The organism is Cyanothece sp. BG0011 (assembly GCF_003013815.1).
In the GTDB taxonomy this organism is placed as follows: Bacteria; Cyanobacteriota; Cyanobacteriia; order Cyanobacteriales; family Microcystaceae; genus Crocosphaera.
The window spans coordinates 15,874-42,212 of record NZ_PRLH01000050.1; the positions used below are offsets into that span (position 1 = coordinate 15,874).

At 38.3% G+C, this 26,339-nt stretch carries 29 protein-coding genes; 11 read left to right on the top strand and 18 right to left on the bottom strand.

Annotation, left to right across the window (positions count from 1 at the left end; translation table 11 throughout):
* Positions 1-158: 158 nt before the first annotated feature.
* Positions 159-404 (top strand): photosystem I iron-sulfur center protein PsaC, encoded by a 246-nt coding sequence (psaC, locus tag C4E06_RS07075; RefSeq protein ID WP_008276077.1) that lies wholly within the window; start codon positions 159-161, stop codon positions 402-404.
* 197 nt (positions 405-601) lie between these two features.
* The gene (locus tag C4E06_RS07080) at positions 602-865 is read left to right on the top strand and encodes a GlsB/YeaQ/YmgE family stress response membrane protein (protein ID WP_107667469.1); all 264 of its coding nucleotides are present in this window, start codon (positions 602-604) and stop codon (positions 863-865) included.
* A 309-nt stretch (positions 866-1,174) separates the two neighbouring features.
* Here the strand turns inward: C4E06_RS07080 and C4E06_RS07085 are convergent, their stop codons facing one another.
* The 3 genes from C4E06_RS07085 to C4E06_RS07095 form a co-directional block, all read right to left on the bottom strand.
* A complete protein-coding gene (locus tag C4E06_RS07085; RefSeq protein ID WP_107667428.1) occupies positions 1,175-2,809 on the bottom strand; it encodes a mechanosensitive ion channel in 1,635 nt (544 codons plus the stop codon).
* A 130-nt stretch (positions 2,810-2,939) separates the two neighbouring features.
* On the bottom strand, positions 2,940-3,641 hold the full coding sequence (locus tag C4E06_RS07090; RefSeq protein WP_107667429.1) for a hypothetical protein: 702 nt from the start codon (positions 3,639-3,641) through the stop codon (positions 2,940-2,942).
* Between the two features lie 88 nt (positions 3,642-3,729).
* Positions 3,730-4,878, bottom strand: coding sequence for a histidine kinase (locus C4E06_RS07095; protein WP_107667430.1), 1,149 nt, complete (start codon positions 4,876-4,878; stop codon positions 3,730-3,732).
* Positions 4,879-5,036: 158 nt separating this feature from the next.
* Between C4E06_RS07095 and C4E06_RS07100 the strand changes: the two genes are divergently transcribed.
* Entirely contained in the window at positions 5,037-6,647 is a 1,611-nt protein-coding gene (locus tag C4E06_RS07100; protein WP_107667431.1) for a glycoside hydrolase family 57 protein, read from the top strand.
* Between the two features lie 67 nt (positions 6,648-6,714).
* On the opposite strand, the gene C4E06_RS07105 is transcribed toward C4E06_RS07100, so the two are convergent.
* Positions 6,715-7,026 carry a 30S ribosomal protein PSRP-3 gene (locus C4E06_RS07105; RefSeq protein ID WP_107667432.1) on the bottom strand — a complete coding sequence of 104 codons (312 nt, stop codon included), beginning with the start codon at positions 7,024-7,026 and terminating at the stop codon, positions 6,715-6,717.
* Positions 7,027-7,087: 61 nt separating this feature from the next.
* The gene (gene pth, locus C4E06_RS07110; protein ID WP_107667433.1) at positions 7,088-7,702 is read right to left on the bottom strand and encodes an aminoacyl-tRNA hydrolase; all 615 of its coding nucleotides are present in this window, start codon (positions 7,700-7,702) and stop codon (positions 7,088-7,090) included.
* 166 nt (positions 7,703-7,868) lie between these two features.
* Here pth and C4E06_RS07115 point away from each other — a divergent pair, with 166 nt between their 5' ends.
* The 3 genes from C4E06_RS07115 to C4E06_RS07125 all read left to right on the top strand — a co-directional run bounded on the left by C4E06_RS07115 (position 7,869) and on the right by C4E06_RS07125 (position 9,828).
* Complete coding sequence (locus C4E06_RS07115) at positions 7,869-8,513, top strand: protocatechuate 3,4-dioxygenase (RefSeq protein ID WP_107667434.1); 645 nt, start codon at positions 7,869-7,871, stop codon at positions 8,511-8,513.
* Positions 8,514-8,539: 26 nt separating this feature from the next.
* Positions 8,540-9,001 (top strand): GNAT family N-acetyltransferase, encoded by a 462-nt coding sequence (locus tag C4E06_RS07120; RefSeq protein WP_107667435.1) that lies wholly within the window; start codon positions 8,540-8,542, stop codon positions 8,999-9,001.
* Positions 9,002-9,198: 197 nt separating this feature from the next.
* Positions 9,199-9,828, top strand: a complete 630-nt coding sequence (locus tag C4E06_RS07125; protein ID WP_107667436.1) for a DedA family protein — start codon at positions 9,199-9,201, stop codon at positions 9,826-9,828.
* A gap of 10 nt (positions 9,829-9,838) precedes the next feature.
* On the opposite strand, the gene C4E06_RS07130 is transcribed toward C4E06_RS07125, so the two are convergent.
* Entirely contained in the window at positions 9,839-10,762 is a 924-nt protein-coding gene (locus C4E06_RS07130) for a tetratricopeptide repeat protein (protein ID WP_198648390.1), read from the bottom strand.
* 299 nt (positions 10,763-11,061) lie between these two features.
* On the opposite strand from C4E06_RS07130, the gene C4E06_RS07135 reads away from it, so the two are divergent.
* Positions 11,062-12,018 (top strand): transposase, encoded by a 957-nt coding sequence (locus C4E06_RS07135; RefSeq protein WP_107667438.1) that lies wholly within the window; start codon positions 11,062-11,064, stop codon positions 12,016-12,018.
* Positions 12,019-12,035: 17 nt separating this feature from the next.
* On the opposite strand, the gene C4E06_RS07140 is transcribed toward C4E06_RS07135, so the two are convergent.
* The 3 genes from C4E06_RS07140 to C4E06_RS07150 form a co-directional block, all read right to left on the bottom strand.
* A complete protein-coding gene (locus tag C4E06_RS07140) occupies positions 12,036-12,251 on the bottom strand; it encodes a hypothetical protein (protein WP_107667439.1) in 216 nt (71 codons plus the stop codon).
* 221 nt (positions 12,252-12,472) lie between these two features.
* Positions 12,473-13,924 carry a glutamate--tRNA ligase gene (gene gltX, locus C4E06_RS07145; protein WP_107667440.1) on the bottom strand — a complete coding sequence of 484 codons (1,452 nt, stop codon included), beginning with the start codon at positions 13,922-13,924 and terminating at the stop codon, positions 12,473-12,475.
* 230 nt (positions 13,925-14,154) lie between these two features.
* A complete protein-coding gene (locus C4E06_RS07150) occupies positions 14,155-15,039 on the bottom strand; it encodes an ABC transporter permease (RefSeq protein WP_107667441.1) in 885 nt (294 codons plus the stop codon).
* Between the two features lie 136 nt (positions 15,040-15,175).
* On the opposite strand from C4E06_RS07150, the gene cax reads away from it, so the two are divergent.
* Together cax and C4E06_RS07160 are read left to right on the top strand one after the other, a co-directional pair.
* The gene (cax, locus tag C4E06_RS07155) at positions 15,176-16,267 is read left to right on the top strand and encodes a calcium/proton exchanger (protein WP_107667470.1); all 1,092 of its coding nucleotides are present in this window, start codon (positions 15,176-15,178) and stop codon (positions 16,265-16,267) included.
* A 168-nt stretch (positions 16,268-16,435) separates the two neighbouring features.
* Positions 16,436-17,182: an HAD family hydrolase gene (locus C4E06_RS07160; RefSeq protein WP_107667442.1), complete on the top strand. Its 747-nt coding sequence runs from the start codon at positions 16,436-16,438 to the stop codon at positions 17,180-17,182.
* Between the two features lie 100 nt (positions 17,183-17,282).
* Here C4E06_RS07160 and C4E06_RS07165 read toward each other — a convergent pair whose 3' ends face one another.
* From C4E06_RS07165 to C4E06_RS07195, 7 genes are all read right to left on the bottom strand, one after another.
* Positions 17,283-17,819, bottom strand: a complete 537-nt coding sequence (locus tag C4E06_RS07165; RefSeq protein WP_107667443.1) for an NAD(P)H-quinone oxidoreductase subunit J — start codon at positions 17,817-17,819, stop codon at positions 17,283-17,285.
* Between the two features lies 1 nt (position 17,820).
* Positions 17,821-18,564: a photosynthetic/respiratory NAD(P)H-quinone oxidoreductase subunit K gene (gene ndhK / locus C4E06_RS07170; RefSeq protein ID WP_107667444.1), complete on the bottom strand. Its 744-nt coding sequence runs from the start codon at positions 18,562-18,564 to the stop codon at positions 17,821-17,823.
* 167 nt (positions 18,565-18,731) lie between these two features.
* A complete protein-coding gene (ndhC, locus tag C4E06_RS07175; protein WP_008275059.1) occupies positions 18,732-19,094 on the bottom strand; it encodes a photosynthetic/respiratory NAD(P)H-quinone oxidoreductase subunit C in 363 nt (120 codons plus the stop codon).
* A gap of 143 nt (positions 19,095-19,237) precedes the next feature.
* The gene (locus C4E06_RS07180; protein ID WP_107667445.1) at positions 19,238-20,038 is read right to left on the bottom strand and encodes an SDR family oxidoreductase; all 801 of its coding nucleotides are present in this window, start codon (positions 20,036-20,038) and stop codon (positions 19,238-19,240) included.
* Positions 20,035-20,676, bottom strand: coding sequence for a YqiA/YcfP family alpha/beta fold hydrolase (locus C4E06_RS07185; protein WP_107667446.1), 642 nt, complete (start codon positions 20,674-20,676; stop codon positions 20,035-20,037). Before C4E06_RS07185 ends, C4E06_RS07180 begins: the two co-directional genes overlap by 4 nt.
* 193 nt (positions 20,677-20,869) lie before the next feature.
* Positions 20,870-22,408 (bottom strand): class I SAM-dependent DNA methyltransferase, encoded by a 1,539-nt coding sequence (locus C4E06_RS07190; RefSeq protein ID WP_198648391.1) that lies wholly within the window; start codon positions 22,406-22,408, stop codon positions 20,870-20,872.
* Between the two features lie 138 nt (positions 22,409-22,546).
* The gene (locus tag C4E06_RS07195) at positions 22,547-23,386 is read right to left on the bottom strand and encodes an AraC family transcriptional regulator (RefSeq protein WP_107667447.1); all 840 of its coding nucleotides are present in this window, start codon (positions 23,384-23,386) and stop codon (positions 22,547-22,549) included.
* Positions 23,387-23,520: 134 nt separating this feature from the next.
* On the opposite strand from C4E06_RS07195, the gene C4E06_RS07200 reads away from it, so the two are divergent.
* Complete coding sequence (locus C4E06_RS07200) at positions 23,521-24,150, top strand: SDR family oxidoreductase (protein WP_107667448.1); 630 nt, start codon at positions 23,521-23,523, stop codon at positions 24,148-24,150.
* A 20-nt stretch (positions 24,151-24,170) separates the two neighbouring features.
* Positions 24,171-24,671, top strand: a complete 501-nt coding sequence (locus C4E06_RS07205) for a DUF1772 domain-containing protein (protein WP_107667449.1) — start codon at positions 24,171-24,173, stop codon at positions 24,669-24,671.
* A 57-nt stretch (positions 24,672-24,728) separates the two neighbouring features.
* Here the strand turns inward: C4E06_RS07205 and C4E06_RS07210 are convergent, their stop codons facing one another.
* Both C4E06_RS07210 and C4E06_RS07215 read right to left on the bottom strand, forming a co-directional pair.
* A complete protein-coding gene (locus C4E06_RS07210) occupies positions 24,729-25,616 on the bottom strand; it encodes an aspartoacylase (RefSeq protein ID WP_107667450.1) in 888 nt (295 codons plus the stop codon).
* A gap of 189 nt (positions 25,617-25,805) precedes the next feature.
* Positions 25,806-26,309 carry a DUF177 domain-containing protein gene (locus C4E06_RS07215; protein WP_107667451.1) on the bottom strand — a complete coding sequence of 168 codons (504 nt, stop codon included), beginning with the start codon at positions 26,307-26,309 and terminating at the stop codon, positions 25,806-25,808.
* Between the last annotated feature and the right edge of the window lie 30 nt (positions 26,310-26,339).

Sequence of the window (26,339 nt, forward strand, 5' to 3'; positions counted from 1 at the left end):
TCTGTCACTGCGGTAAACTAGCCCTTAATCCTGACTATTTTTAGAACAGACAGATAAGATACTCTTAAGTCTTTGTTCAGTTGGGAAACCTCGACTACAATTTATTGTTAGTTAAGGTGCTTGACTAAGGAGAACACTCGGTTAAGGAGCCGGAATCAATGTCACACAAAGTTAAAATCTACGATACCTGTATTGGTTGTACTCAGTGCGTTCGTGCTTGTCCCCTCGATGTTTTAGAGATGGTTCCCTGGGATGGTTGTAAAGCCAGTCAAATTGCTTCTTCTCCCCGTACAGAAGACTGTGTGGGCTGTAAGCGATGTGAAACAGCTTGTCCTACCGATTTCTTAAGCATCCGTGTTTATCTTGGGGCAGAAACAACCCGCAGTATGGGATTAGCCTACTAAAAAACCTGCAATTAAATCGGTCATTCGTGACATTTTCCCCACCTAATCATCTATCGGTTAGGTGGGACTTTTTCTGTTAACTATGTGTTAACAGATAATTAATTTTGTTAACTAATCCTCCAGAAAGATGTGGTGAATTAGATGTCAAAGATAGAATTGAAAAAAATTTAGACTCAATTTTAGGAGGAATTATTATTATGAATATTATTGCTTGGATTATTTTGGGATTATTAGCAGGGGCGATCGCTAAATGGATTTTTCCCGGTCATCAGGGCGGTGGCTTTATCGCGACCATGTTTCTGGGAATTATTGGGGCATTTATTGGCGGAACTCTAATGACTTTTATTCGCACAGGAACCCTACAATTGGCTGGAGCCTCTCTCAGTATTCCAGGGGTTTTTGTGGCTGTTTTAGGAGCAATTATTGCCATCTGGCTTTGGGGTTTAATTAATCGTGGCTAACCTTTAATAAAGTTTGTTTAAACTGACATCTTGCACGCCTAAGAAATTAAAAATTACATTGAACAGGGTGTAGGGTGTAGGGTGCAGAGGAAGATTAAAACTATTGCCTACCCCCCCTGCCCCTAACCCCCCCTGCCCCTAACCCCCCCTGCCCCCCTTATAAAGGGGGGTGTGGGGGGTTGGGGGGTTTATCGAAGGTGCAAGATATGAGTTAAATCAGATAAATTTTACGATTTTAGTAGGGGTCAACAACCGTTGACCCCTATAACATTTATATTTCTAGTTCAACTTGTAAAGGGTTGAAAAGTTCTAGTTTTGTTTGATGTTATTTAACCACTCTCGTAGTTGTTCGCCGGCCACTTCTCGCCCTCCTAAGCCAAAGGCTAAAGCAATGGCAGCAGCAATGCCTCCTACTAATAAGCCAAAGGCTAAATTAACGATATTCGGGGCAATTCCCATCTGTTGTAAGGCCATAGCCACCACAAAAATAAGGATAGAAATTCGAGCCGTATGGCCCAAAAATTTAGCTTGACGAGTGCCTGAATTCGTAATTAAATTAAAGCAAAGGTTAGCTAAGTAAAGTCCTAACGCTAAAATCGCTAATCCTACTAACACTTGACCTGCGATCGCTAACAAGGCTCCGACCACAACTTTCAAAGCTTCAATTTTGAGAATATCGACTGCCGTCAAAGACGCAAGTAACATGACCACCACTAAAACAATAATACCCGCGATTTCTGACGGGGTTCGGGTGGGAGTCGTCGGCGTTGGAGTCTTAGCAGTTGAAATGGGAGTGGTATCAGTTGCAGTGGCAGGAGGTACAGTGGGAGGAACTTCAGTGGTCTCCGTTGGAGTCGGAGGGGTTGGGGGGGGTGTAGGGGTTTGGGCGATACCCAACCATTGAAAAATGTTGTTAAAGCCCACACTTCTTAACACATTGGTGACTAAATCTGAGAGATATTGTCCCCCAACATAAGCTAACCCTAAGACCACTGTAGCTGCAAATAATTTAGGCAAGAGATTTAAGACTTGATTGAGCATATCCGTCGCTGGTTCGGAAATGGCATCAATTTGCAGCGCGTCTAAGGCAGTAATGGCAACAGGAATTAAAATGAGGATATTAACAACGGTGCCAATAATATTGGATAAGGAGTTACCGGTGGGGTCACTGGATAAGCCGAATTTTTCCCCGACTTGATTGAGGGGGGTTGTGGCTAATAAACTGCTGACCACCCGTTGCACAATTTTAGCCACAACCCAGCCCACCGCTGCAATAATGACAGCAGCAAGGATATTGGGGATAATGGCTAAAATTTCATTTAAGAGTCCTTGTACGGGGGCTAAGGTTCCCTCTAACTGAAGGGTACTGAGAATCGAGGGTAAAAACAGCAGGATCACCAGCCAGTAAACCGCATTACCGATAGTTTGGGATACAGAGAGTTGCTCACTATCCCCTCCTAACCGTTGTTCTAGATTAAACGTACCTAAAAGACGGGTAATGAGTGTCTTTGATAAGGCAGCTAATACCCAAGCAATAGCCACCAGGATTCCAGCCCCTAAGAGTTTCGGTAAGAAATTGGTAATTTCTCCGAGAAGACTATTAAGGGGTTCATAAACGGCTTCAAGTTGCAGGGTGTTTAAGAAAGCAACGACAGCGAAGAGAATAATGAGCCAATAAGTAAAATCAGAGACCCATTTTTCGATGGGAATGGAACTATCCGAGGAATCTTCTCCGGCAATCCAAGCAGCAATTTGATTATCGATTTCGGTACTCTGGAGAACTTTTTTGACAACGCCTCTGACAATCGAGGCGATAATCCAACCAACTAAGAGGATAATCAGACCTTGTACCAAAGTCCAACCATCAGAAAATAGTTGATTCAATAAAGACGGATCAACAATAGGGGTTTCTTGTGCTAGAAACCAGCGGGTTAACGTAGTCATGATATAACCTTTGAAAAATCAAGCGGTATATTTTCGGTTTTAATATAACGAAATACCAACTTAATGTTCAAAATACGTCAAGTTAATTCAGACTACGCTTAACAATTAATCATAATTCGTTACTAACCCCTTAAGAAGGGCTTCCTGTTAAGCTAGGAAGAGGTTGATGGGTCAAACAATGCCAATAACAAGTAAATAAATTAGGATGGGGATAGGTTAGAGAAGCGATGGCAGGGGCTGCTGGAAAGGGCCATAAGCGATCAAAAACAATCTGTTGACCTTTGAGGCGAAATTGCAACAAGTATAAGGAGGAAGGGGCATCTAGGGACTCTAATAACCCTTCGGCTAACTCATACAGGGGACGATATAAAGACTTATTCAAGGCAATGGGTTGTTCGTAGGAGTTAGGAAAGGCCCCTTCTCCAATAATCTCTCCATAGATGAATTCTGTCGGAGTGACGGCGATGGGTAGCCACAAATCTCCTAACCAAGAATCCCCAATACTGGTTTTATACCCTAAGGTTTTCTCTACCCATTGTCTTCGTCCCTTGATATCTTTACAATCTTGGTAAATTTTTTGTTCGGGAAAAGATAGCCAACTGGGCATTTCTATGGTCAGAGGACAATAGAGGATATCTGCATCTGCTTGGGAAACTTGAGATTTTCTTGACCATAATGAGGCTGCTGGGATCACTTCAACCTGAGTTGAGGGAGAATCAGCATAAATGGCTGTTTCAAGTGCCGTAACCATTTTTTCGGTTGCCGGGGAAGCTAAATAGGTGGTACCTTCAGCTTTGACCTCAGCATTGACGATAATTAAAGCTTTACGCATATCGGTTGAATGATTGAGCGAATCTTGTGTTTTCGAGTTAGTGGGAAAATTTAATCTATCTCTGTAGAGAGATTACCCATGTTAATCGCTAACGATAAACAGGCAATGTAAAATGAAAACAACTACCTTGTCCTGGTACACTATCAACCCAAATTTGGCCATAGTGGACACGAATAATTTTACGACATAAGGATAACCCTAATCCATATCCTTCTTTTCCTTGATCCCGTTGCAAGCGGAAGTGGCCTTCAAAAATTCGTTCCTGTTTTTCTTGAGGAATGCCAGGACCAGTATCACACACACTAACTTGTACTTTTTGACTGGTACGGTGAAGAATTGATAAGGTAATTTCTCCTCCTTCTGGTGTATATTTAATCGCATTATCGATCAAGTTGACAATCACCTGACGGATTAATTCTTCATCGGCATAGACTCCGGGTACATCTTGGGGAACATCATGAATTAAGGTTAAGGATTTCTCTTTTAATAAATCGTTATATTGGGCGACAATCTCTTTCGATAAACGGGGTAAGAAAACCTCTGTATGTTGCACGTGCAGTTGAGCATTCATACTTTTGGAGGCTTGTAAAATGTCTGTAATCAGACGATTCATCACCCGAAATTGATTACGGGTTTGCTGAAATAATTGGGCAGCTAATTTTTGCTGTTTTTTGGTAGGCTCGTGGGTTTGCGCCAGTTCTAGGGTTTCTACGGCAATAGACGCAGCGGTTAAGGGACTCCGTAAATCATGGGCTAACATGGCTAAGACTTGATCTTTGAATTTGAGTTGTTCAAGTAAGTTTTCTTTATCTTTCTTGAGACGAAATATTTCGTCGGAAAGACGCATGAGTTCCCCTGAATAACCCACACTGCTGGCGGTTTCGACGGATGAGTCGCGATGATTTTCTTCTAGGGATGAAAGCCATTTTGGCCACCATTTTTTCAGTTGATTGACGAGATTACTTCCTGCTAGGGTTTGTCTGGGTTCGGGAACCACTTTCACTAACGCCGGAGTCGCCACTAAGCGAAAATGCTCCACGAGGTGGGGTTGTTCGTGAATTTCAATGACTTCTAACTGGCAAGGACAATCTTCGCTAATGGTTTTGACGTAGTCTCGGATGGGTTGAATATACTCATGGGAACTGGGGCGCTCATCGACAAACAACAATAACTGAATTGACATCGGTGCAGCCTGATCAGTTTTAGCGGTTGTTTGATGGTTGGGGGGTTCTAGCACTGCAACTTAATATTATATACTGACAAATAAAGATGGTTGTTTAGAATCAGAGATTTTCCTATCTATTCTATTCTAGATTCTTAAGATAGTATAAAATCAACTACACTTAATGTTATAGCTTAATTGTAAAAACTTTACTGCAATGGTTGAAAACGATTATGGCTCTTGGCTATGTTGCCCTCGTCCTTCATGCTCACTTACCGTTTGTCCGACATCCTGAACGGGACTATGTCCTAGAGGAAGAGTGGCTGTATGAAGCGATTACAGAAACTTATATTCCTCTATTGCAAGTTTTTGAAGGATTACAACGAGATGGCATCGATTTTAAACTCACAATGAGTTTAACCCCTCCTCTGGTGTCCATGTTGCGAGATCCTTTATTACAAGAACGCTATACTGACCATCTGGGAAAATTAGAAGAACTGATCGTTAAAGAAATTGAGAATAATCAACACAATGGCCATATTCTCTATTTAGCTGAATTTTATCACCAAGAATTTACGAAAATTCGCCAAACTTGGCACCAATACAACGGAGATTTGATTGTCGGGTTTAAAAAATTCCTAGACAGCAATAATCTCGAAATCATGACCTCTGGGGCGACTCATGGTTATCTTCCCTTGATGAAAATGTATCCTCAAGCGGTGTGGTCACAAATTAAAGTGGCCTGTGACCATTATCAAGAAACTTTTGACCGTCCCCCCAAAGGCATCTGGTTGCCCGAATGCGCCTACTATGAAGGGTTAGAAACCCTGCTGGCTAAGGCGGGGTTACGTTACTTTATTATCGATGGCCACGGCATTTTATACGCTCATCCTCGCCCCCGTTATGGAACCTACGCCCCTGTTTTTACTGAGGCTGGGGTGGCGGCTTTTGGTCGAGATCACGAGTCCTCTAGTCAGGTTTGGTCCTCTAAAATGGGGTATCCGGGTGATCCTGAATATCGGGAATTTTACAAGGATTTGGGTTGGGAGGCAGACTACGACTACATTAAGCCTTACATTATGCCCAATGGTGAACGGAAGAATACGGGGATAAAATACCATAAAATTACCAATACTCAGGGCAATATGGGGGATAAGGCGTTATATGACCCCTATTGGGCTAGGGAAAAGGCGGCCGAACACGCAGGGAATTTTATGTACAATCGGGAACAACAAATTGCTCATTTAGCGAACATGATGCAACGTCCCCCTGTGGTGGTGGCTCCTTATGATGCGGAATTATTCGGCCATTGGTGGTACGAGGGACCGTGGTTTCTTGATTATTTATTCCGTAAGGCTTGGTATGATCAAAGTACCTTTGATCTGGTTCATTTGGCTGATTATTTACGGTATAACCCCACTCAGCAGTTGTGTCGTCTCTCTCAGTCGAGTTGGGGTTATAAGGGGTTTCATGAGTTTTGGCTCAATGATACTAATACTTGGATTTATCCCCATCTCCATCAAGCGACGGAACGGATGATAGAATTAAGTAACTTAGAACCGGCTGATGAGTTGGAACAAAGAGCGTTAAATCAAGCTGCACGGGAATTACTCTTGGCTCAATCTTCTGATTGGGCGTTTATTATGCGCGCGGGTACGATGGTTCCTTACGCAGTGGAACGAACCAAAACCCATCTTCTTCGCTTTAATCAGATTTATGATGATTTTCAACTGGGAACCATCAATGCTACTTTTCTAGACAGCATTGAGGCAATGGATAATATTTTCCCCAATCTCGATTATCGGGTTTATCGTTTCTCAGGGAACAAGGAATTAAGAAAATGAAGAATTTAGAATGAAGAATTTAGAATTTAATTCTTTTGTGCATTCTAAATTCTCAATTCAATTCAATTTAATTACTGCCGCTAAAGGTAACTTCTGGAAACTTACTTTGAGCTTCCTTCATGGTAATGCTTTTACCTTGATTACGTAGGTCTTGCCAGTAATTAATCACTTCTGTGGCTTTGTTTAATACTTCAATTCTTTCGGTTTCTAAAATCCAGTGTTTGGCTTCTAATTCTTCTTTTAATTCTTGCCAAGCATCGTTACGTGGCCAGAAAAAATAAGCGGTTAAAGGACTGGTTCCTTTTCCGACCACTTGATCAACTGCGATCGCTACGTTAGCATCTAACCACAATACTTTTAAAATAAATCTAGGCTCCAATTGCCCCTCCCGTTAAATAAACGACGACTATATTTAATAATATACAACACACTATCATACCCTATAGCGTCACTGTTTGACTATTAAATAGGCTCATGGCTTTTTCAATTCCTTCAATTAAGCTGGTTTCAATGGCATCAACCACTAAAGGAAAGGTTTTATCAATAATTTTTCTTTCTTCGGGGCTAAACCGCCCTAAAACGTGAGAAACGGTATTATCGAGTTGACCCGACTTACCAATACCGAGGCGTAAACGAGGAAAATTTTGTCCTCCCAAATGGGAAATAATGGATTTCATCCCATTATGACCACCGGCTGACCCTGATAAACGCATTCTCATGCGACCAATAGGCAGATCCATGTCATCATAAATCACTAACACATCCGTTGAGGTTAGTTTATACCAATCTACCACAGCCCGAACGGATTGACCGGAACGATTCATATAAGTTAAAGGTTTAAGTAGATAAATTTTTTGATTATTTCTGCTGGTTCCTTCTGCTATTACTCCTTGAAACCGGCGGTTTTCTTTCCAAGAGAGTCCCCATGTTTCAGCTAAAAGATCGACAATTTCAAAACCAATATTATGACGAGTTTTATCGTATTTAGGTTCAGGATTTCCCAATCCTACAATGAGTTGAGGAATAATCAATGAGTTTGATTGTGCTTGAGACATTTAACTGATGATTAGAGATATCAGTTATCCATTTTATCTTAAAATAGTGACTGATTCTAATTCATTGACCAAAAAATTATCTAAAATATTAATACCCCCAATTGAAAACTGCTATTAGCGATCGCCAAAAAGTGATTAATTATCTTAATCAAACTAAAAGAAGATAATGAAATTAAAGAGAAGACAATTATTCAAACAAATCAAAAGCTTTAGTCTGGGATATTTAACCTTGCCTTTAGCCCAAATCAATCAACAATATACCTTAACTCCACAACAAATTGAAGGGCCTTTTTATCCTGTCAATTTTCCCCTAGATGATGATAATGATTTAACCTGGATTAATGACAGAAAAAATCAGGCATTGGGAGAAAAAATTATCATTTCAGGCAAACTTTTAACCCAGGAACATCAACCGATCTCCGCAGCCAAAGTTGAAATTTGGCAAGCTTGTGCTTCGGGACGTTATAATCACCCTTATGATCCCAATCAAGCCCCCATTGATCCTAACTTTCAAGGTTGGGGATGGACCACTACCCGTCAAGACGGTTCCTATTTATTTAAAACCGTTAAACCAGGGGGTTATCCTGTTACGGGATCTTGGAAAAGACCCCCTCATATTCACTTTAAGGTAACACTTCCTCGTCAAAAAGAATTGATTACTCAATTATATTTCTCAGAAGAAAAAACCTTAAATGAAACGGATAAAATTTTACAACGAATCCCTATCCATCAACAACCTTTAGTGATAACCAATTTAATTAAAAATGAAAGCTTAAAGATGAGGATTGGGGAATTTAATATTGTAATATAGTGAAATGAACTAACTTAAGTAAAATATTGGATACCATAAGTATACGTCTAGCTCAACTCGATGATGTCAAAGCGATCGCCAATTTTAATCAAACAATGGCCATGGAAACGGAGGGAAAAGTTTTGCAACCCGATGTTCTAAAGGCAGGGATTAAAGCCTTATTAAACAACCCGTCCCACGGTTTTTATGTAGTAGCTGAAGTTCAGTCAAAGGTAGTGGGCTGTTTGATGATTACTAGGGAGTGGAGTGACTGGCGTAATGGGGTCTTTTGGTGGATTCAAAGTGTCTTTGTTGAACAGGAATATCGTCGTCGTGGTATTTATCGAAAAATGTATGAATTTATCAAAGAACTCGCTAATAATAAAGAAGAAGTTTGTGGGTTCAGATTATATGTAGAAAAAGATAATCGGGTTGCCCAAGAAACCTATAGCGCATTGGGAATGACACCCCTTCCTTATCTGATGTTTGAACAACCTTTTCCCCGATGATAATTGACCGAAAAAAAGGGTTCCAAGCCTCCTATTTCAAGGGGATGAAAAGAAGAGTTTTCCTTGTTTCAAGCCTCCAACTTGAGGTGGAGGTAATTCTAAATTCTACATTCTAAATTCTTCATTCTGATTGACAGTTCTTAGCAAAATAAGTCAAGATATGAATATATCGTAAATCTTTGTAAAGTTTTGCTTAGATGTCAATCGAATTTCTGTCATTAGAAAACATTCAAGAAATTGCACGTCAATACGGGTATTGGGCAGTATTTATTGGCATTGCCTTAGAAAATACTGGAATACCTATTCCTGGGGAAACTATCACTATCGTAGGCGGTTTTTTAGCCGGCAGCGGAGAATTAGGCTACTGGGTTGTGTTAGGAAGTGCGATCGCCGGTGCCGTCATCGGCGATAATTTTGGTTATTGGATTGGCCGTTGGGGAGGATGGCCATTATTAATAAAAGTAGGTAGCTTTTTTAACATCTCCACGAGACAACTAGAAGACGTTAGGAACAAGTTTAGTAAAAATGCAGCCAAAGCGGTATTTTTTGGCCGTTTTGTCACCTTATTAAGGGTGTTTGCCGGTCCGGTGGCGGGTATTGCCCAAATGCCTTATTATCGATTTTTACTCTGTAATTTAGGAGGGGCGACAGTTTGGGCATTAATTATGGTTAGCTTATCCTTTTTTGTCGGAAAATTAGTGCCGTTACCTGAATTAATTCATTGGATCACTCAATTTGGTATTTTGGCTTTAATTGCTGTGATAGCGTGGGTAGGGATGACACTATGGTTAGAGTTTAAGAAACCTGGATTAGAAGGGAAAGATTAAGGGGTTACCATTAACCAATGGGGGTATGATAGACATCTGAGGTGATTTGTTTAAATTGACGAATTAAATTCAGTGTTTTGTGGTAACCCATCTCATTGTTTTGTTGTTGAAACTGATTGAGGGCGATTTTAAAATTTTGCCAAGCCATGTCTTGTAATCCTAAAATTCCAGCCGCAATACCTCGATTAATATAAGCACTGGTTAACTGAGGATTTAAGGTAATGACTTCGGTAAAATCTTGAAAAGCCGCTTGATAATTCCCTAATTTTTGATAAGCATAACCTCGCTGATAATAGGCTTGTTCGTCCTTGGGATTTAAAATAAGAACATGAGTCAAATTAGCGATCGCCCCTTGAAAATTTTCCAGTTTTAAATGAGCCACAGCGCGATCGTAATAAATCAAGGTTTTAGCTTGCAAAGAATGATCTCTATGGTTTTTTAGAGCTTGATTATAACTGTCTAAAGCTTGCTGATAATTCCCTAATTGAAAATGGACTAATCCTTGATTATAGTAAGCACGATAATCATGTTTATGGCGTTTAATGACTTCTTGGTAAGCAGCTAAAGATTGACCATAATTTTCGAGTCGATAATCGGCTAATCCCTTATTAAGATAAGCTTCAATATTGTTTGAATTTCTCTTTAAAGCTTGTTCACAGTCTTGTTTAGCTGCTTGATTATGATTGATTTGTAAATAGGCCAGACAACGATTACTATAAGCAGAGGCAATTTTGTGATCCTTGTTATTAATAACTTGAGTAAATTTCAGAATCGCTTCTTGATAGTTTTGTTCGTTTAAATAGCGAATTCCTTGGGAAAAATCAGGAGAAATTGCTAATTTTTCTGAACTAGGGGACGAAAATCCTAAGCAGAATAAAATGGCTGCAATCAAAACAAAAAACTTAACAGCATCCTTAACTAGATTGTGCATCATTTAATCTTTCACGTAATTAGCTAACTTCGATCATGCTAGAAAAAATCTGAAAATTTTTCCATAGACAAATGGTAAAAGATTAAGACAATCTAAGAAGAAAAGATCAATGTTTCAGCAAAGAAATCAATTAGAAGAGGTGATCAATGCTTGGAAACGTTGACAAAAGGATAATTATAATGTATAAATTCTATAAAATCTATTAAACTTTTAGTAAGATTGATCATTCAATTAGATTAATTCTAAAAAATAAGAGTGATCAATTAATAACTAATATCATTTAGAACTATATATTAGCTAATATGAAAAAACCAACGTTATCAGTCATTATTCCCATGAGGGATAATGTTCCCCAAGTCTGGATAGAAGCGTTATCAAAAGTTGAGGGTAATGTAGAATTTATTTTAGTTTATCCTCCTGAAGTTCCCTTACTGAGTAATAATGATCCGAGAATTCGTCAGATCGTTAGTGCTTTAAGAGGAGAAGTTATACAAAGAATTACAGCTTTATTAAATGCGTCGGGAACCTATGTTTTATCTATTAATTGTGATGAATATTTGTACCCCAAAATTGAAGAAGTTGTGCTGGCATATTTTCAAAGATTTCCCAATAGTTATTTATTTAAGTTAAGACAAAAGTTTTATCCTTATGGTAATCAAGAGAAATTATTAGAAGACTGGGAAACTTTTACGAATCTAGAGAATATCACAGTCAGGAAAGGAGACGATCATCATTTAAAAACAATAGAAACCCTTCAAGAGATTCCTATCTGTCCTTTAGACAATGAATTTAATTTACTTTGTCTGATCAAAGATCGCAAAGATCATCATGGACCCCATCAAGAGAATTTTGATAAAAAAGTGTGGAAAAATAGTTTAGTTCAAGAGCAATTAAACGATATTGTTAAGCAATTTACTCTTTTAGGGCCGTTTAAATATGTTCCTTTTTGGTGTTCTGATCGATTACTTGGTTTAGCCATGCAAGCTAATTTATACAGCAAAGGAATTGCCAAAAAAGGCGATATTATTGGACATATTTTACCGTTTCCTGAGCAATTTCGTACAGAAAATAATCCTCCCGAATTTCGCTATAATACGACGAATAGACGGTATATTTTAGCCGAGTGTTTACTTCTAAAAGTATATCCTCAATATGGATATTTTTGGAATTTAGTTATTGCCAGTCTTAAAAATTTAGTCAGAGTTAAATCAGGAAAAGATAAGTTAGCCAAACTCATCCCATTTTCTAATCAATCTTGATAAAATGAGATTAAGAATTACATTTTATCATTGATTAATGTGATTTGTCCTGATTGCAATCGATTAAAAATCTCAGTAATTCCGATTAGTTCTTCTTGGGTAATGGGTTGATTACATAACATGGCATCTAAAAAATATTTTTCATCCATTGCCGTCAATTTCCCTTGTTCAAGAACTCGCTCAATTTGGAAAATAAGCCCGGTATGGGAGTTTTTATCGTCTGAATAACACATTATCATGTCCTTATTACTATCACATTTTTCAGAAGTTTGATGGTTGAAAAACTCTCCATAAAAGAGAATTATTATTTAACTATAACAATTTTAAAAATTGGTAAACTGTGACAGTAAAGAAAATCCGATGTGATCGTCATCAATTTGATAGGATGGGCAAATATTTCTAATCCCTTTAAATACTTGCCCATCTTACGCTAGATTTGTGTATTCTGGTGACGTTATAGTAAACCTAAGCCATGACGCAAACGGCTTTTATCCCATCCTTTTTCGTTTAATAAAAGCCAAGATTGAATGAGATCAGGACCGTGTAATTCACCCATTAAACCGGCACGAAGCGATCGCATGACTAACCCTTTTTTCACCTTAAACGTTTTCGTCACTTGTTTAATGGTGTCTTTGGCTTCATCTTCGCTCAACTGAGAAGAGGCTTCAATTTTTTCTAAAACAGCTTGTAAAACCCCTTGAACTCCCTCTTGTTTCATTTGGGCCATGGCTTCTTCACTGTAGTCCACTGTTTCGCCGAATAATAAGACACTTTCTTGTGCTGCGTCACTGAGACGGGTGAGACTCGGTCCGATGAGGGTGGCCATCGTTTCTAACCAAGGGCGATCGCTGTCGATATTGATAGGATAGCCGGCCCCTTGCCAATAGGGAACCAATAAATCCACTAATTCTGGCCCTGACAGTTTATGTAAATATTGACTATTAATCCAATCAAGTTTGTCCCAATCAAATTTAGCCCCGGCCTTATTGACTCGTTCTAAACTAAACTGTTGGGCTGCTTCGCTTAACGTAAAAATCTCTTGAGTCGAGTCTGGGGGAGTCCATCCCAATAGGGTCATATAGTTGGCTAAAGCATCGGGTAGAAAGCCCATTTGACGAAAGTCATCAATAGAGGTTACCCCATCCCGTTTTGACAGTTTACGTCCTTCTTGGTTCAAAATTAGGGGGGTGTGGGCGAATTCTGGAACCGTTGCGCCGAGAGCTTCGTATAAGAGAATTTGTTTAGCGGTATTAGCGATATGATCTTCTCCTCGGATCACATGGGTGATCTTCATATCCATGTCATCGACCACTACGGCTAAATTATAAAGCGGTTGTCCAAAGGGTTGATCGGGACTATCGGCCATACGAGCGATCACCATATCTCCGCCGAGATCGCTGCCTTTCCAGGTCATTTTCCCTCGGATGAGATCGTGCCAGACAATTTCGCGCTGATCATCAATCATAAAGCGAATGACTGGTTTTCTGCCTTCTGCTTCAAACCCTTGGCGTTGTTCTTCGGTGAGATGACGATGACGGTTATCGTAGCGAGGGGCTTGGTTTTGGGCTTTTTGTGCCTCTCGCATTTGTTCTAATTCTTCTGGGGTACAATAACAACGATAGGCAAATCCTTTGTCGAGTAGGGTTTGAATGGCTTGACGATAGAGATCGAGGCGTTGGGTTTGAAAAAAAGGACCCTCATCCCAAGTTAAGCCCAACCAGGCCAGTCCGGATTTAATATTGTCGGTGTATTCTTGACGCGATCGCTCTTGGTCAGTGTCTTCGACTCTGAGGATAAACTGGCCTTGGTGATGATGAGCAAATAACCAGTTAAAAACGGCGGTTCTGGCGGTTCCGATGTGTAAATTTCCTGTGGGACTTGGGGCGATACGAACTCTGACTGTCACAAAATTTTTCCTGTAGTCAATATTAGTAAAGTTCCCTACCTTCAGTTAGAGGTAGGGCTTTTTAAGCTCAATTGATTATCATAAGTGATTTTAGGTTAACTCATCAAGCAATTATTGATCATAAAGTGTTTAAGTTAAACGTTTTTTCTGAACCTTGCTCTGTGGATTTTGACTGATTTTCTAGCGTTTTCTAATGCTTAATTTTCTCAACGCTGATGAACTGTAATTGTCTAAGCTCTTTCGACTAAAAAGGGTAACGATAAGCGATAAAATATCCATCCAAACAACGTCAAGATAATCGCCACAGCACTAGCGATCCAAAATCCTGCTACGTTAGAAATTTCTCCGGTGGTGGCTAAATCTCTTGTGGTGACCAATAGGGGAGTAACAGGGTTAATTTTTACCAAAATTGCCCAAAATCCTTCCCGTGGTTGAGGATAAATGACAGGAGTGACAAATAACCAGAGACGAGTGACAAAACTGATGGCTTTATTAACATCACCATAGAGACAAGAAAATGGACTTAAAATTAATCCCAGTCCTGTGCCAAACAAGATCAAATGAATGAAGGCCACGGGAGCAATAAGAATTGTCCAAGTTACCCCTACTTTAAACCAGACAAATAAGAAAAAAATGGGAATCAATTGAATCAGAAAATTAAATAAAGTTTGTGATACTTTCGAGAGGATAAACGCTTCTGGGGGGACATTTAATTTCATCAGCATCCCTTTCGCACTTCGGGCGGCTCCCATAGTATTATTAAAAACTTGAATAAAAGTTTGCCACAGTGTCATACTCAGAGCAACATAAACTGGGTAAGGAATAGGGGTGTCTCCTAAGTTCAAAACTCTGGCTTCTCTGAGGAAGGTTAAACCCACTGCGCTGACTAACGGGGGGATAAAAATCCAGAGTACACCGAGAATAGACTGACGATATTGAGATTGAATATCTCGTTGAAATAATTGCCAAGCTAATTCACGAGAAGCAAGCAAGTCGTACCACATTTCCTGTAATAGTTTGATGGGGTGTCTGACGCGACTATTTGGTTCATAGACCACAACAGGGAGAGGTTTTTTGTGTTTATCTCGAGTGGGTTGGCGGTTGGCTTGACTCATGGTTAGACCCTAGATACTTGTAAAGCATGGTAATCGTTTTATCATATAACTTTACATTACAAGAATCTGTCAAGTTCATTGATCCCCTAAACTAAAAAAGGGATTTGAGAATGTTAACCCATTGATGAGTATTATCATGTTCAATAAAAGTACGATTCTGTCGATTTTATTAATTTTTATCCCTTTATCTCTAGGGTCTGAATACTTGGAATGGGGGGCATCGATTACTTTTATCACCGCCGGTTTAGCTATTGTGCCGTTGGCTGCTTTTATGGGTCAGGCCACAGAAGAAATTGCTGTGGTGGTTGGTCCGAATTTAGGGGGATTGTTAAATGCTACCTTTGGTAATGCCACTGAATTAATTTTGGCTTTCGTGGCTTTGCAAGAAGGGTTAATTGGTGTGGTTAAAGCCACCATTACTGGTTCAATTATTGGGAATTTATTATTAGTGGTGGGCTTTTCAATGTTATTGGGTGGCCTGCGCTACAAAGAACAGGAATTTCAATCGGTGGCAGCCCGTGTTAATGCGTCTTCGATGAATTTGGCCGTCATTGCTATTTTATTACCGACGGCGGTGCAATATACGTCGAGTGGGATTGAAGAACAAACCTTACAGAATTTATCTGTTGCTGTAGCGGTTGTTTTAATCTTGGTCTATGGATTAACCTTATTGTTTTCGATGAAAACCCATGCTTATTTATATGAAGTGGGGATGGTGGCCGAAGAAGAATCCGAAGAAGATGGCACTAATGTCAATCTGAGTAAATGGGTGATTATCCTTTTATTAGTTACCCTTGGGGTTGCCATTGAATCAGAGTTATTGGTCAATTCCCTAGAAGAAGCCACCTCATCTTTAGGGTTAACTGCTTTGTTTACCGGTGTGATTTTACTCCCCATTGTGGGCAATGCCGCTGAACACGCTACGGCGGTTACGGTTGCGATGAAGAATAAAATGGATTTATCCATGTCCGTGGCGGTAGGTTCAAGTTTACAAATTGCGTTGTTTGTTGCCCCTGTTTTAGTGATTGCGGGTTGGTTATTAGGACAACCGATGGATTTAGATTTTAATCCCTTTGAATTAGTCGCTGTCGCTGTGGCGGTTTTAATTACGAATTCGATTAGTTCCGATGGTCGTTCTAATTGGTTAGAAGGGACTTTATTATTAGCGACTTATGCAGTAATTGGTTTAGCCTTTTATTTCCATCCGGTGGTTGAGGGACTGGGTTGAGGAGAAGGCAGGAGGCAGAAGGCAGGGGGCAGGAGGTTGGGAGTTAGGAGTCGGGAGTTGAGGAGAAGGCAGGAGGCAGAAGGCAGGAGGCAGGAGGTTGGGAGTTGGGAGTCGGGAGTTGGGGAGAAATATTACTTTAATCTGAAATATTACTTCAATCAGTTAGTTATGATGTTAAAAGCTTTAATTTTTGATGTGGATGGAACCTTAGCCGAAACGGAAAGAGATGGCCATCGAATTGCGTTTAATCGGGCTTTTGCTGAGGGGAATTTAAACTGGAATTGGTCAGAAACCCTCTACGGAGAATTGTTAGAAATTTCTGGTGGAAAAGAAAGGATTCGATATTATTTACAACAATATCATCCTGATCTGATCAAAGATTTGGACAGTTTAATTCCTCAACTTCATCAAGCAAAAACGAACCATTATGGTCAGTTATTATCATCAGGAGAAATTCAATTACGTTTAGGGGTAAAACGGTTAATTGAAGAAGCTTATCAGGAGGGGATACGATTAGCGATCGCCACCACTAGCGCGTTACCCAATGCTTTGGCTTTAATCGAAAAACATCTTAATCCTCAGTGGTTTGAAGTGATCGCAGCCGGGGATATTGTTCCGAATAAAAAACCCGCTCCTGATATTTATAAATATGTCTTAAATGAGATGAAGTTATCCCCTGATGAATGTTTAGTATTTGAGGATTCTTTTCATGGGTTACAAGCCGCTTCTGAGGCTGGTTTAAAGACAGTCATTACTTTACATGATTACACAAAAAATCAAGATTTTTCTTTAGCTAGTTTAGTTTTAAATCATCTAGGAGAACCGAACAATCATTTTAAAATGATCAAAGGAGATATTAACAATAAAGGTTATCTTGATTTAGAATTATGTCAAAAATTGATGATCAATTATTAAAAAAGCCCCCCAAAGTAACTAATTTGAGGGGAAATATTAGGGAGTTTTAAAGAATCACTGATCAGTTTTTGGTCACTGGTCACTGATAACTGCTCACTGTTTAATAAGCGTCTTGTAACTCGTAAAAATCGGGGGAAACATAATCTTTTCGTAAGGGCCAACCTACCCAATCTTCCGGCATCAAAATGCGTTTAAGATCCGGATGACCATCGTAGATAATGCCATACATATCATAGCTTTCCCGTTCTTGCCAATCTGCCGCTTTCCAGATCCAGTAAACGGAAGGAACATGGGGGTTATCTCTGGGTAAAAAGACTTTAAGGCGAACTTCTTCAGCTTGCTCGCAGTTATCACTCACCTTGATCAAATGATAGAAGCTAACCAGTTCTTTTCCAGGGCCCAGATCATAAGCTCCCTGACATTGTAAATAATTAAACCCGTAGGCGTACAAAGCAGTACAGAGGGGAACCAAAAAGTCAGGAGAGACTTTAATTAATTCTATCCCCAGATGATCCGGTTCAAGTAAGTCATGGTCGAAACCATTGTCTGTTAACCAACTCGACACCGGGCCTGCTTGTACGATCGCGCCTTCTTCTTCTTGTTCTGGGGCGTTATCTTGTGTATTCTCATCAACCATATTATGCTTCCTCTCTCTGTTTTTGGGATGCTAAAGCGGGGGGAACTTCCATACCGATCGCTTCTGTCAATTCTTTGGGAGGTGCTTGACGGGTAGGAGTCGCCAAATATTTTCCGGTCAAAATGGGAGAAACCGCTTTCATGTTGTGGGGGGTACTATAGTAACGGTGGGTTTGTTCCATTACGCTAGACCGTTCCTGAATGGTTTCATTAGAGACTTTTTTCCGCAGTTTGATGATCGCGTCAAAAATGGCTTCGGGACGGGGAGGACACCCAGGAATATAAACATCCACAGGAATGAGTTTATCCACCCCTCTAACGGCGGTTGTAGAGTCGCTGCTAAACATTCCCCCGGTGATGGTACAAGCACCCATGGCGATGACGTACTTAGGATCGGGCATTTCTTCATAAAGACGCACCAAAGCAGGGGCCATCTTCATGGTGATCGTTCCCGCAGTGATGATTAAATCCGCTTGTCGGGGGCTAGAACGGGGAACGAGACCAAAACGGTCAAAATCGAAGCGAGAGCCGATGAGGGCTGCAAATTCGATGAAGCAACAAGCGGTTCCGTATAACAAAGGCCACAAACTGGATAATCTAGCCCAGTTGTGCAGATCGTCTACGGTGGTTAAGATTATATTTTCTGACAAATCTTGAGTAACTTGGCCACGGGCAGCCGGGTTAAGGATTTTTTCCTTTTGCAACTGCTCAATGGCGGATAGATCGGAGGTTGGGTTCGGACTCATAAGAGATTAATGATTAACTACAATCGTCGATTGATAATAATTGCTAGGTTTTACCAAAATAATAGAGTCTAAAGCCCTGTCAAAAGAAACAGAAGTTTTTTGATTTGGAGTAGTTAAACCCCTTATAAGAACAACTTCTGACTTCTGACTTCTGACTTCTGACTTCATCAAGACCATTCTAACGCGCCTTTCCGCCAGGCATAAACCAGGGCGACGACTAAAATGGCGATAAAGATCAATGCTTCGACAAAGGCTAGTAAACCTAAGCGACTAAAGGCAACGGCCCAGGGGTAGAGAAAGACGGTTTCTACGTCGAATACCACGAATACGAGGGCAAACATATAGTAACGGATATTGAATTGAATCCAAGCTCCGCCGATGGGTTCCATTCCTGACTCGTAGGTGGTGCGTCTTTCGGGTCCACCGCCACTGGGCCGTAAAATTTTGGAGGCGGTTAAAGCGAGAATGGGGATTAAACTACAAGCGAGTAGAAAACCCAAGACATATTCGTAACCATTGAGGACAAACACTGTTTTTGATTAACTCCTCTCGATGTTCTAAATTTTTCCTAATCTCTATTAAACCGTAAACTCTACAAAAATAACCCTAAGAAAGTGTTTTTTATGGTTGCTTTTCTGTTGGGTGTGGGGTGTGGGGTGTGGGGTGTGGGGTTTTACTTGGGTGTAAAATTTCTGATTAACTGTCTAAAAATACGAGGAAAAAACCGTTTAATATAAATGGCTAAAATTTCTATTTTGCCGATATAGACTTCTGCTTTATTCGTTTGAATGGCTTTAATAATACTTTTGGCGCATTTTTCGGGGGTAATACCTTGTGCCTGATGTTGATCTTTTTTGTTCCATTTTTGTCCATTTGCGGTTAAGGCATTTAAGGAAATATTGGTGTTAATATATCCTGGACAAATGAGAGTCACTTTAATGTTATCTCGCCATATTTCTGCTCTTAATGAGTCAAAATAACCGTGTAAGGCGTGTTTAGAAGCGGCATAAGTTGAACGCAAAGGTGTGCCAAATTTTCCTACTAAGCTACTAATAATAACTAAATGACCTGATTTTTGTTGTTGCCATTGAGGTAAGATAAATTTAGTTAAAGCGATCGCTCCAAAAAAATTCACTTCCATCATATATCTTTCTACGTCTATTTGAGTTTCTGTAGCAGTTGAGCGTTGAGTTATTCCGCTTCCGTGAATCAAAATATCAATTTTCCCATAACAATTTAAGGCTTGTTGAGCTTTAGTAATCAAGGTTTCAGATTGACTTAAATCCAGAGATAATATATTTACGTTGGCCTTATATTCCTGTTGACAATGTTGGGCAACTCGTTGTAATTCTTGTTCTCTACGAGCGGATAAAATTAGTTTAGCTCCATTGGCTGCTAATTGATAGGCTAAGGCTTCCCCGATACCAGAAGATGCCCCAGTAAGCCAGACGATTTTATCACGAATTTCAGTCATATATTATCTTTAATTTGTCTCCAAATTTCAGGAATCATGTCCGTTAGCCCATGATCACTATCCAGTTCTATTAGTTTAACCCATTCTCTTGTTTTAGCATAATCATAACTCGATTCAATGGGAATAACTTCATCATGTTTACCATGAAAGATTAAAGTAGGGATGGGACGCTTTAACGTCGTTTCATCATAAGTTTTTCCATCAGTTATGAATTGATAACTTAAGGGTAATTCTTTGTCGTATCCATAGTGATAAATTGATAATTCTCCTCGTTTTTTCCAGGTATCAAGAGTATTTTTATCAATACTTTGTAACCAATGGGTGAAAAAATTAAAGGCAGGTGCTAATAAAATTAATTCCTTAACTTTTGGGTGTTTTTCTGCTGTCCAAGTTGCGGTTAAGCCTCCTAAACTTGAACCAATTAAAATGACAGAATTTTGCTCATTTTCTAAATAAGTTGATAGTTGTTGAATTTGTCGGGTTAAGGTTAAATGATAAAAATCGTTTTGATTTAAATCAGGGATAATTAAAGGTATATTTTCAGCAGCAAAAAGATCCTTGAATTTTTGAGCTTTGATAGACTGGGGACTAGATGCAAATCCATGTAAATAAATATATTTTGATTGATTATTTAACATATAGTAGTTCTCATACTCATAAGGTACACAGTTGATTGCTTTAAGGCAACAGGCAAGGGTTCTCCCCCTAATAAAAGGGGGAGTTAGAGGGGGTGGTAAGGGTTCTCCCCCTAATAAAAGGGGGAGTTAGAGGGGGTGGTAATAGTCAGGAGTTTAACATATACCTCATCAGAATAAAAAACCCTATAGAATTTTATTTTGATATTATCTGTTTAATTAATTTATTACTCAGTAAAATTGCCTCTTTTTCATCTATTTTAGCTATTTCGATAATCTGATTAACTTGTTGTTCATTCATAGTATTAAATTGTTTTATATTGGGACAATAACTATTGTTCAAGTCCCCTGGTTCAAATTTATCTAAGTTATTACCATAGCTTCTTTTGTTCATTTTAATAACATCTTGCCCAATATCACTAATTAAATAGATAAATAGTTTATCAATCATATTAATTCCGAAAATATTCGGATAGAAACCATGATAACAAGTAAAATTAATCGCCTTGGTAAAATTACGAATAACTTTTAATCTTCCTCGATTAAAAACACCGAATAAAATAGGTGCAGGTTCTCGTTTTTCTAGTTTATACCAAGGTTGTCTATTTTTGGTTAAATACCTTTCATCATAACCTTTTTCTTCTCCGATTTTAAGATAATTTAGAATTGCCTCATTATTGATGTCTTTCACATCTAAACAGTAAATAGATTTATCTTGTTTAATCAGTAATTCTAAATCATTATCAGTAAAGATAGCTGTCTTAATTAAATTACTTTTCGTGATACATAGACATAGATTATTATCATTAAGTTGTAATTGTTCAATTTTGCTTTTATTTAACGCAAAGAAATCATTTGCACCGGTTGCAATACCTCGCTTAAATGTACCATATTCTAACAGTTTACAGAAACCTTCGGGAATTTTTTGATCAGAGAGTAAGGATAAAATAATGGGTGTCCATTTCTTTTGATAAGGTAATTTATTATGAGTTAGTTGATGATGATAATAGTTACTAATATTAGCTATTTCTTTAATGTCTTGCGTATTATTAATATTCGTTATTTTAATATCTTGTTTTATTTGATCATTTTGACATAATAAAATACAAATAGTAGTGGTTGCATCAGGAAAAATGTCTTTTTCGTTAGCAAAAATAACAATCTGTTTTAATAAATTATTTTCTATTAGTGTTTTTTTTATTTCTTTTCCATATCCTGTATTAAAAAATTCAAAGGGAAGAATAAAAGCAAGTCTTCCATTACGGTTGAGTTGCTGTAATGCTTTGATGAGAAAAATAGAAGCAATATTAGAATATCCCCCTAATTTTTTACCGATTTGTTGTTCTATTTTTGGTAGAATATCATGTCTATCTATAAATTTCTGAAACCGTAGATAAGGAGGGTTACAAATAATTGCATCATAATAGTTTATATCTGATTTTAAATAGTCTTGATTAACAAGAGTAAAATGATTATTCTTTTGAAAATTATCTAGGTAGTTAAGAAGATTAGTATCAATTTCATAAGCGGTAAAATGCCATTGATATTGTAAGTTTAATTTGCTGATTTCTTCATAAAAAATACCCAAACCAAAAGCAGGATCGAGTATTTTTTTAGGATGATTTTCTGTGACCCATTTAGCCATAATAGAAGCAACTAAAGAAGGTGTAAAAAACTGTCCATATTTTTTTCTATAATTAATAGGAGTCTCTAAAACATAACTAGATTCATACATTTCATTTTTACCTATATAAGTGATTATAAATAAACCTAAGGTGGGCAATACTAAGAAAACGCTTGTAAACCTTACCTAGAAACTATTTAAGACATTGCCCACCCTACAAGTTTCATCCATTTAATTATGCCTACCTACCTAATTCATCCGATAAGCTTTAGGAGTTACCCCAGTTACTTGTCGAAACTGTTTACTTAAATGACTATGGCTACTAAACCCACAATTTAAAGCAATATCTAGAATAGATTGATTGTTTTTTTTCAATAATTGTTTAGCCCGTTCTATTCGTTGCTCGATTAAGTATTGATGAGGAGATAAACCAACAGATTGCTTAAATAAACGACTAAAATGAAATTGACTAATATCAAGTAATTGCGCTAGATTTTCTAGTTTCAGATTTTCGTCAAGATGAGCCTCAATATAATTAAAAACTTGACTGAGTTGATAGGGTGATAATCCTCCTTGATAAATCGGTAATATAGGCTTAGTTGTGCTATGATTTCGGATGAGATTCACCGCTAAAATGTTAGACAAGGAGTCAAGATAAAGTTGATTGTTAGAGACTTCTTTTTGAGATTCTTCAAGCAGCATCATCGTAATTCCTTGAATATGGGAATCATGCACCTGAAATTGAGGAATGAGTTGAAAAAAGTTACTATCACAATCAAGGGTTTCTTGAGCAATATTCTGCAAAAACTCAGTTGTTATTTGAATTTGTAAACAATTTTCTTGACCTTTCCATTGAACAAATAAAGGTACATTAGCAGGGGTAATCAATAGTTCCCCAGGACGATATAACCCGTTGTAACTCACACCATCCTGAATCTGCAGATATTCAAGGGGACGTTGGGAGAGGGAGATAAATATAGTATGTTTATCCTGACAAAAATAGTTACCTTCTCCGGGTGGGTTGCGAAGGTGTTCAACGCGGATGTTTTCGGGCCGTTGCCTTTGTGTTGGTAAATGAGTCGGATTCATGCTTTTTGACTAAATTATAGGCAAGAAATGAAAAATTGACCGCAAGATTGTTCAAGTAAAGCAAGAATGAGATAGTTTCTCAACCAAAAAATCTCTAAGCTGACAGTGTTGTTACGATTTAGGAGATATGAATGATGAAACTGGTAGTATTTGGTGCAACTGGGAATGTGGGTCAGCAAGTGGTAAAACAAGCACTTGAACAAGGCCATGAGGTGACAGCTTTTGCACGAAACCCCCTCAAACTCGATATTAAGCACCCCAAACTCACACTATTTCAGGGAGATGTAATGGACAGCGCAAGGGTCCAACAAGCATTACAAGGTCAAGACATAGTGGTGTGTACCCTGGGTTCTGGGAAAAAGTTAACGGGGATGGTGCGCTCACAAGGCACTCAAAACATTATCCTAGCAATGAAAAAATGTGGGATGAAACGGTTAATCTGTCAAACCACTTTAGGAGTGGGTGAGAGTTGGGGAAGTCTTGATTTTTACTGGAAGTATATTATGTTTGGCTTGATTTTGCGGAATGTGTTTGCGGACCATCAACGACAAGAAGAAATGGTGCAAAACAGTGGTTTAGATTGGACGATTATTCGGCCCGGTGCCTTTATAGAAGGGTCCGTTACAGGTAAGTATCGTCACGGTTTTCCAGGAACGGATAAGACCTCAAAACTAAAAATTACCCATGCTGATGTGGCTGATTTTATCTTGAAGCAATTGGTTGATGATGTCTATCTTCACCAAGCACCCAGTTTATCTTATTAAATTAATAAAAGGAGTGTTTTATGTTAACAGACTTAATCTTACCCATTTCCTTGAGTATAGCGACATTATTTTGTTCTTTGGTAGCTGGATTTTTGTTTGCTTTTATGTTAGTAGTGATGCCGGGAATACGACGTTTAAATGATAAAGAATTTATCCGCAGTTTTCAGGTTATCGATGGCATTATTCAGAACAATCAGCCGATTTTTGTTTTAGTTTGGGTTGGTTCAGTAGTATTTTTAATTGTTTCTGCCATACTTAGTATTGGGCAATTAAATGGTTTAGTGCCTCTGCTGATTATTAGTGCGCTATTGTACATTTTTGGGGTTCAATTACCGACTTTCATGATTAATGTTCCCTTGAATAACAAACTAAAAACTTGGGATGTTATTAATATGAATGAAACAACGTTAAAATCAGCCCGTTTAAACTTTGAAACCCGTTGGAATCGATGGAACGAAATTAGAACATTTTTTGCCTGTGTAACCTCTACCTTGTTAATCATTCTATTGTTGAAAATTTAACCGAAATAGCAGGATTTTTTATTCAGGGGAGTGGGTAAAAAGCACCCACTCCTTTTATTATTGAATTGGATTAAATGTTACAGTAATTTCTCGTTTTCTTGTTAAACACATAGCGATACTTTTTTCATAATAAGCTGCTTCATTAATAAAGACAGGATAAACGTTACTATCTCCTTGATAAGTAATTATTTCTCCGTTAAACGTAATAAATAAAGGATCACCGAAATTAATAGCTTGATAATCTTTTGATTGTAAATTAGGATGAATCATTGCTATAACTTCTTCTCCATCTCTGGGATAATCAATTCTTTCAAAGACTTCATAAACAACTAAATTATGACTTTTTTTCTCAATTTCATTGTGATTATATTTATCCAAAAAATCTAATAAACTATAAATAAGTTGTTCAGTTTTAATGAATAATTCTGCCTCTAAAACCCCTTGAGGAATCGCACCGACTTCTATGGTTAATCCTAATTCTGTGTTACTTCTTAATAGCTTATTGGTTTCGTTTGAAACATAGTATAAAACCTTAAGTTCAGGATAAATTAAACTTAAATAACTACATAATTGTAAATGAAAATCATTTTGATCAGAAAGAATAATGGTTAATCCCATAGCCGAGGTTGTACTATGAATATCAACCAAAAAATTAATCTGATTATCTCTCAGCTTTTGATGAATGGTTTTAGCCAAAAGTTGCTCATACAAAATATTATCTAAATTTTCTATATCTTCTGAAGCAAAACATCGATTCAGATCAATTTCTGTATATCTAACACTCAATTCTATCGCTTTGGGATTAGATAAAAATGGAAATACTTTTAGGGTTTCTCGTTTCAGTAAATGGGGATTCTTGAGGAACTTTTTAATTAAATAAATTCCTGTCAATTCGTTGCCATGAGTACCACCAAAAAGAGCAACTTTTTCAATTTTTTTGATCATAGAATCCCCTAAACTAAACTGATTAACAGTGAACTAACAATGGTCTTTTAAGAGTAAGGGGAATAGAAGAGGTAGAAAAATAAAGTTTCAGTATTTTTTCTGATTATCTATTAATCATTTTTCGGTTGCCTCTTGCCTCTTGCCTCTTGCCTAACCTCACATTAATTAACAACTGATTACTGCCTATTATTACTGTGATAGTTGTCGTTTTAAAGCTTCTAAACCCGACCAACGACTATCAATTGTTGGTTTATCATCATCAGTTTTTGGGGTAGGAGGTTGACAATCTTTACCGCATAACTGTCTTAAGGGGATAGCTAACGATAATTGTTCATAAAGCCAACTTTGAGGATCAAAATGACCGTGTGGGGATAAACTTTCTGATAAATCTTCCCAAGCAACTTCTCTTTCTTGAGGATAATTTTCGGCTAATTCTGCATCTTTATTTAACCAAATAATCTCCGAGGTATCCAAACTTAGACGACGATTATACTGTTGTAAACAGCGATCGCAAGTTAAGGTAATAATGGTTTCTCCTGTCACACTCACTTCGAGAAAAGTTCCCCCGTGACGGATCATCATTTTGCCTCGAAAGGGGGTTAAAGTGTCTAATTCAGGGATAAAATCATCAAGAACAAGGGTTTGGGTTCGATTAAGGGTCTGTAGTAAATGGGGAATATAAATCGCTTGCATAATCTTACGTCTTCCTCTTTTTACGTTTGA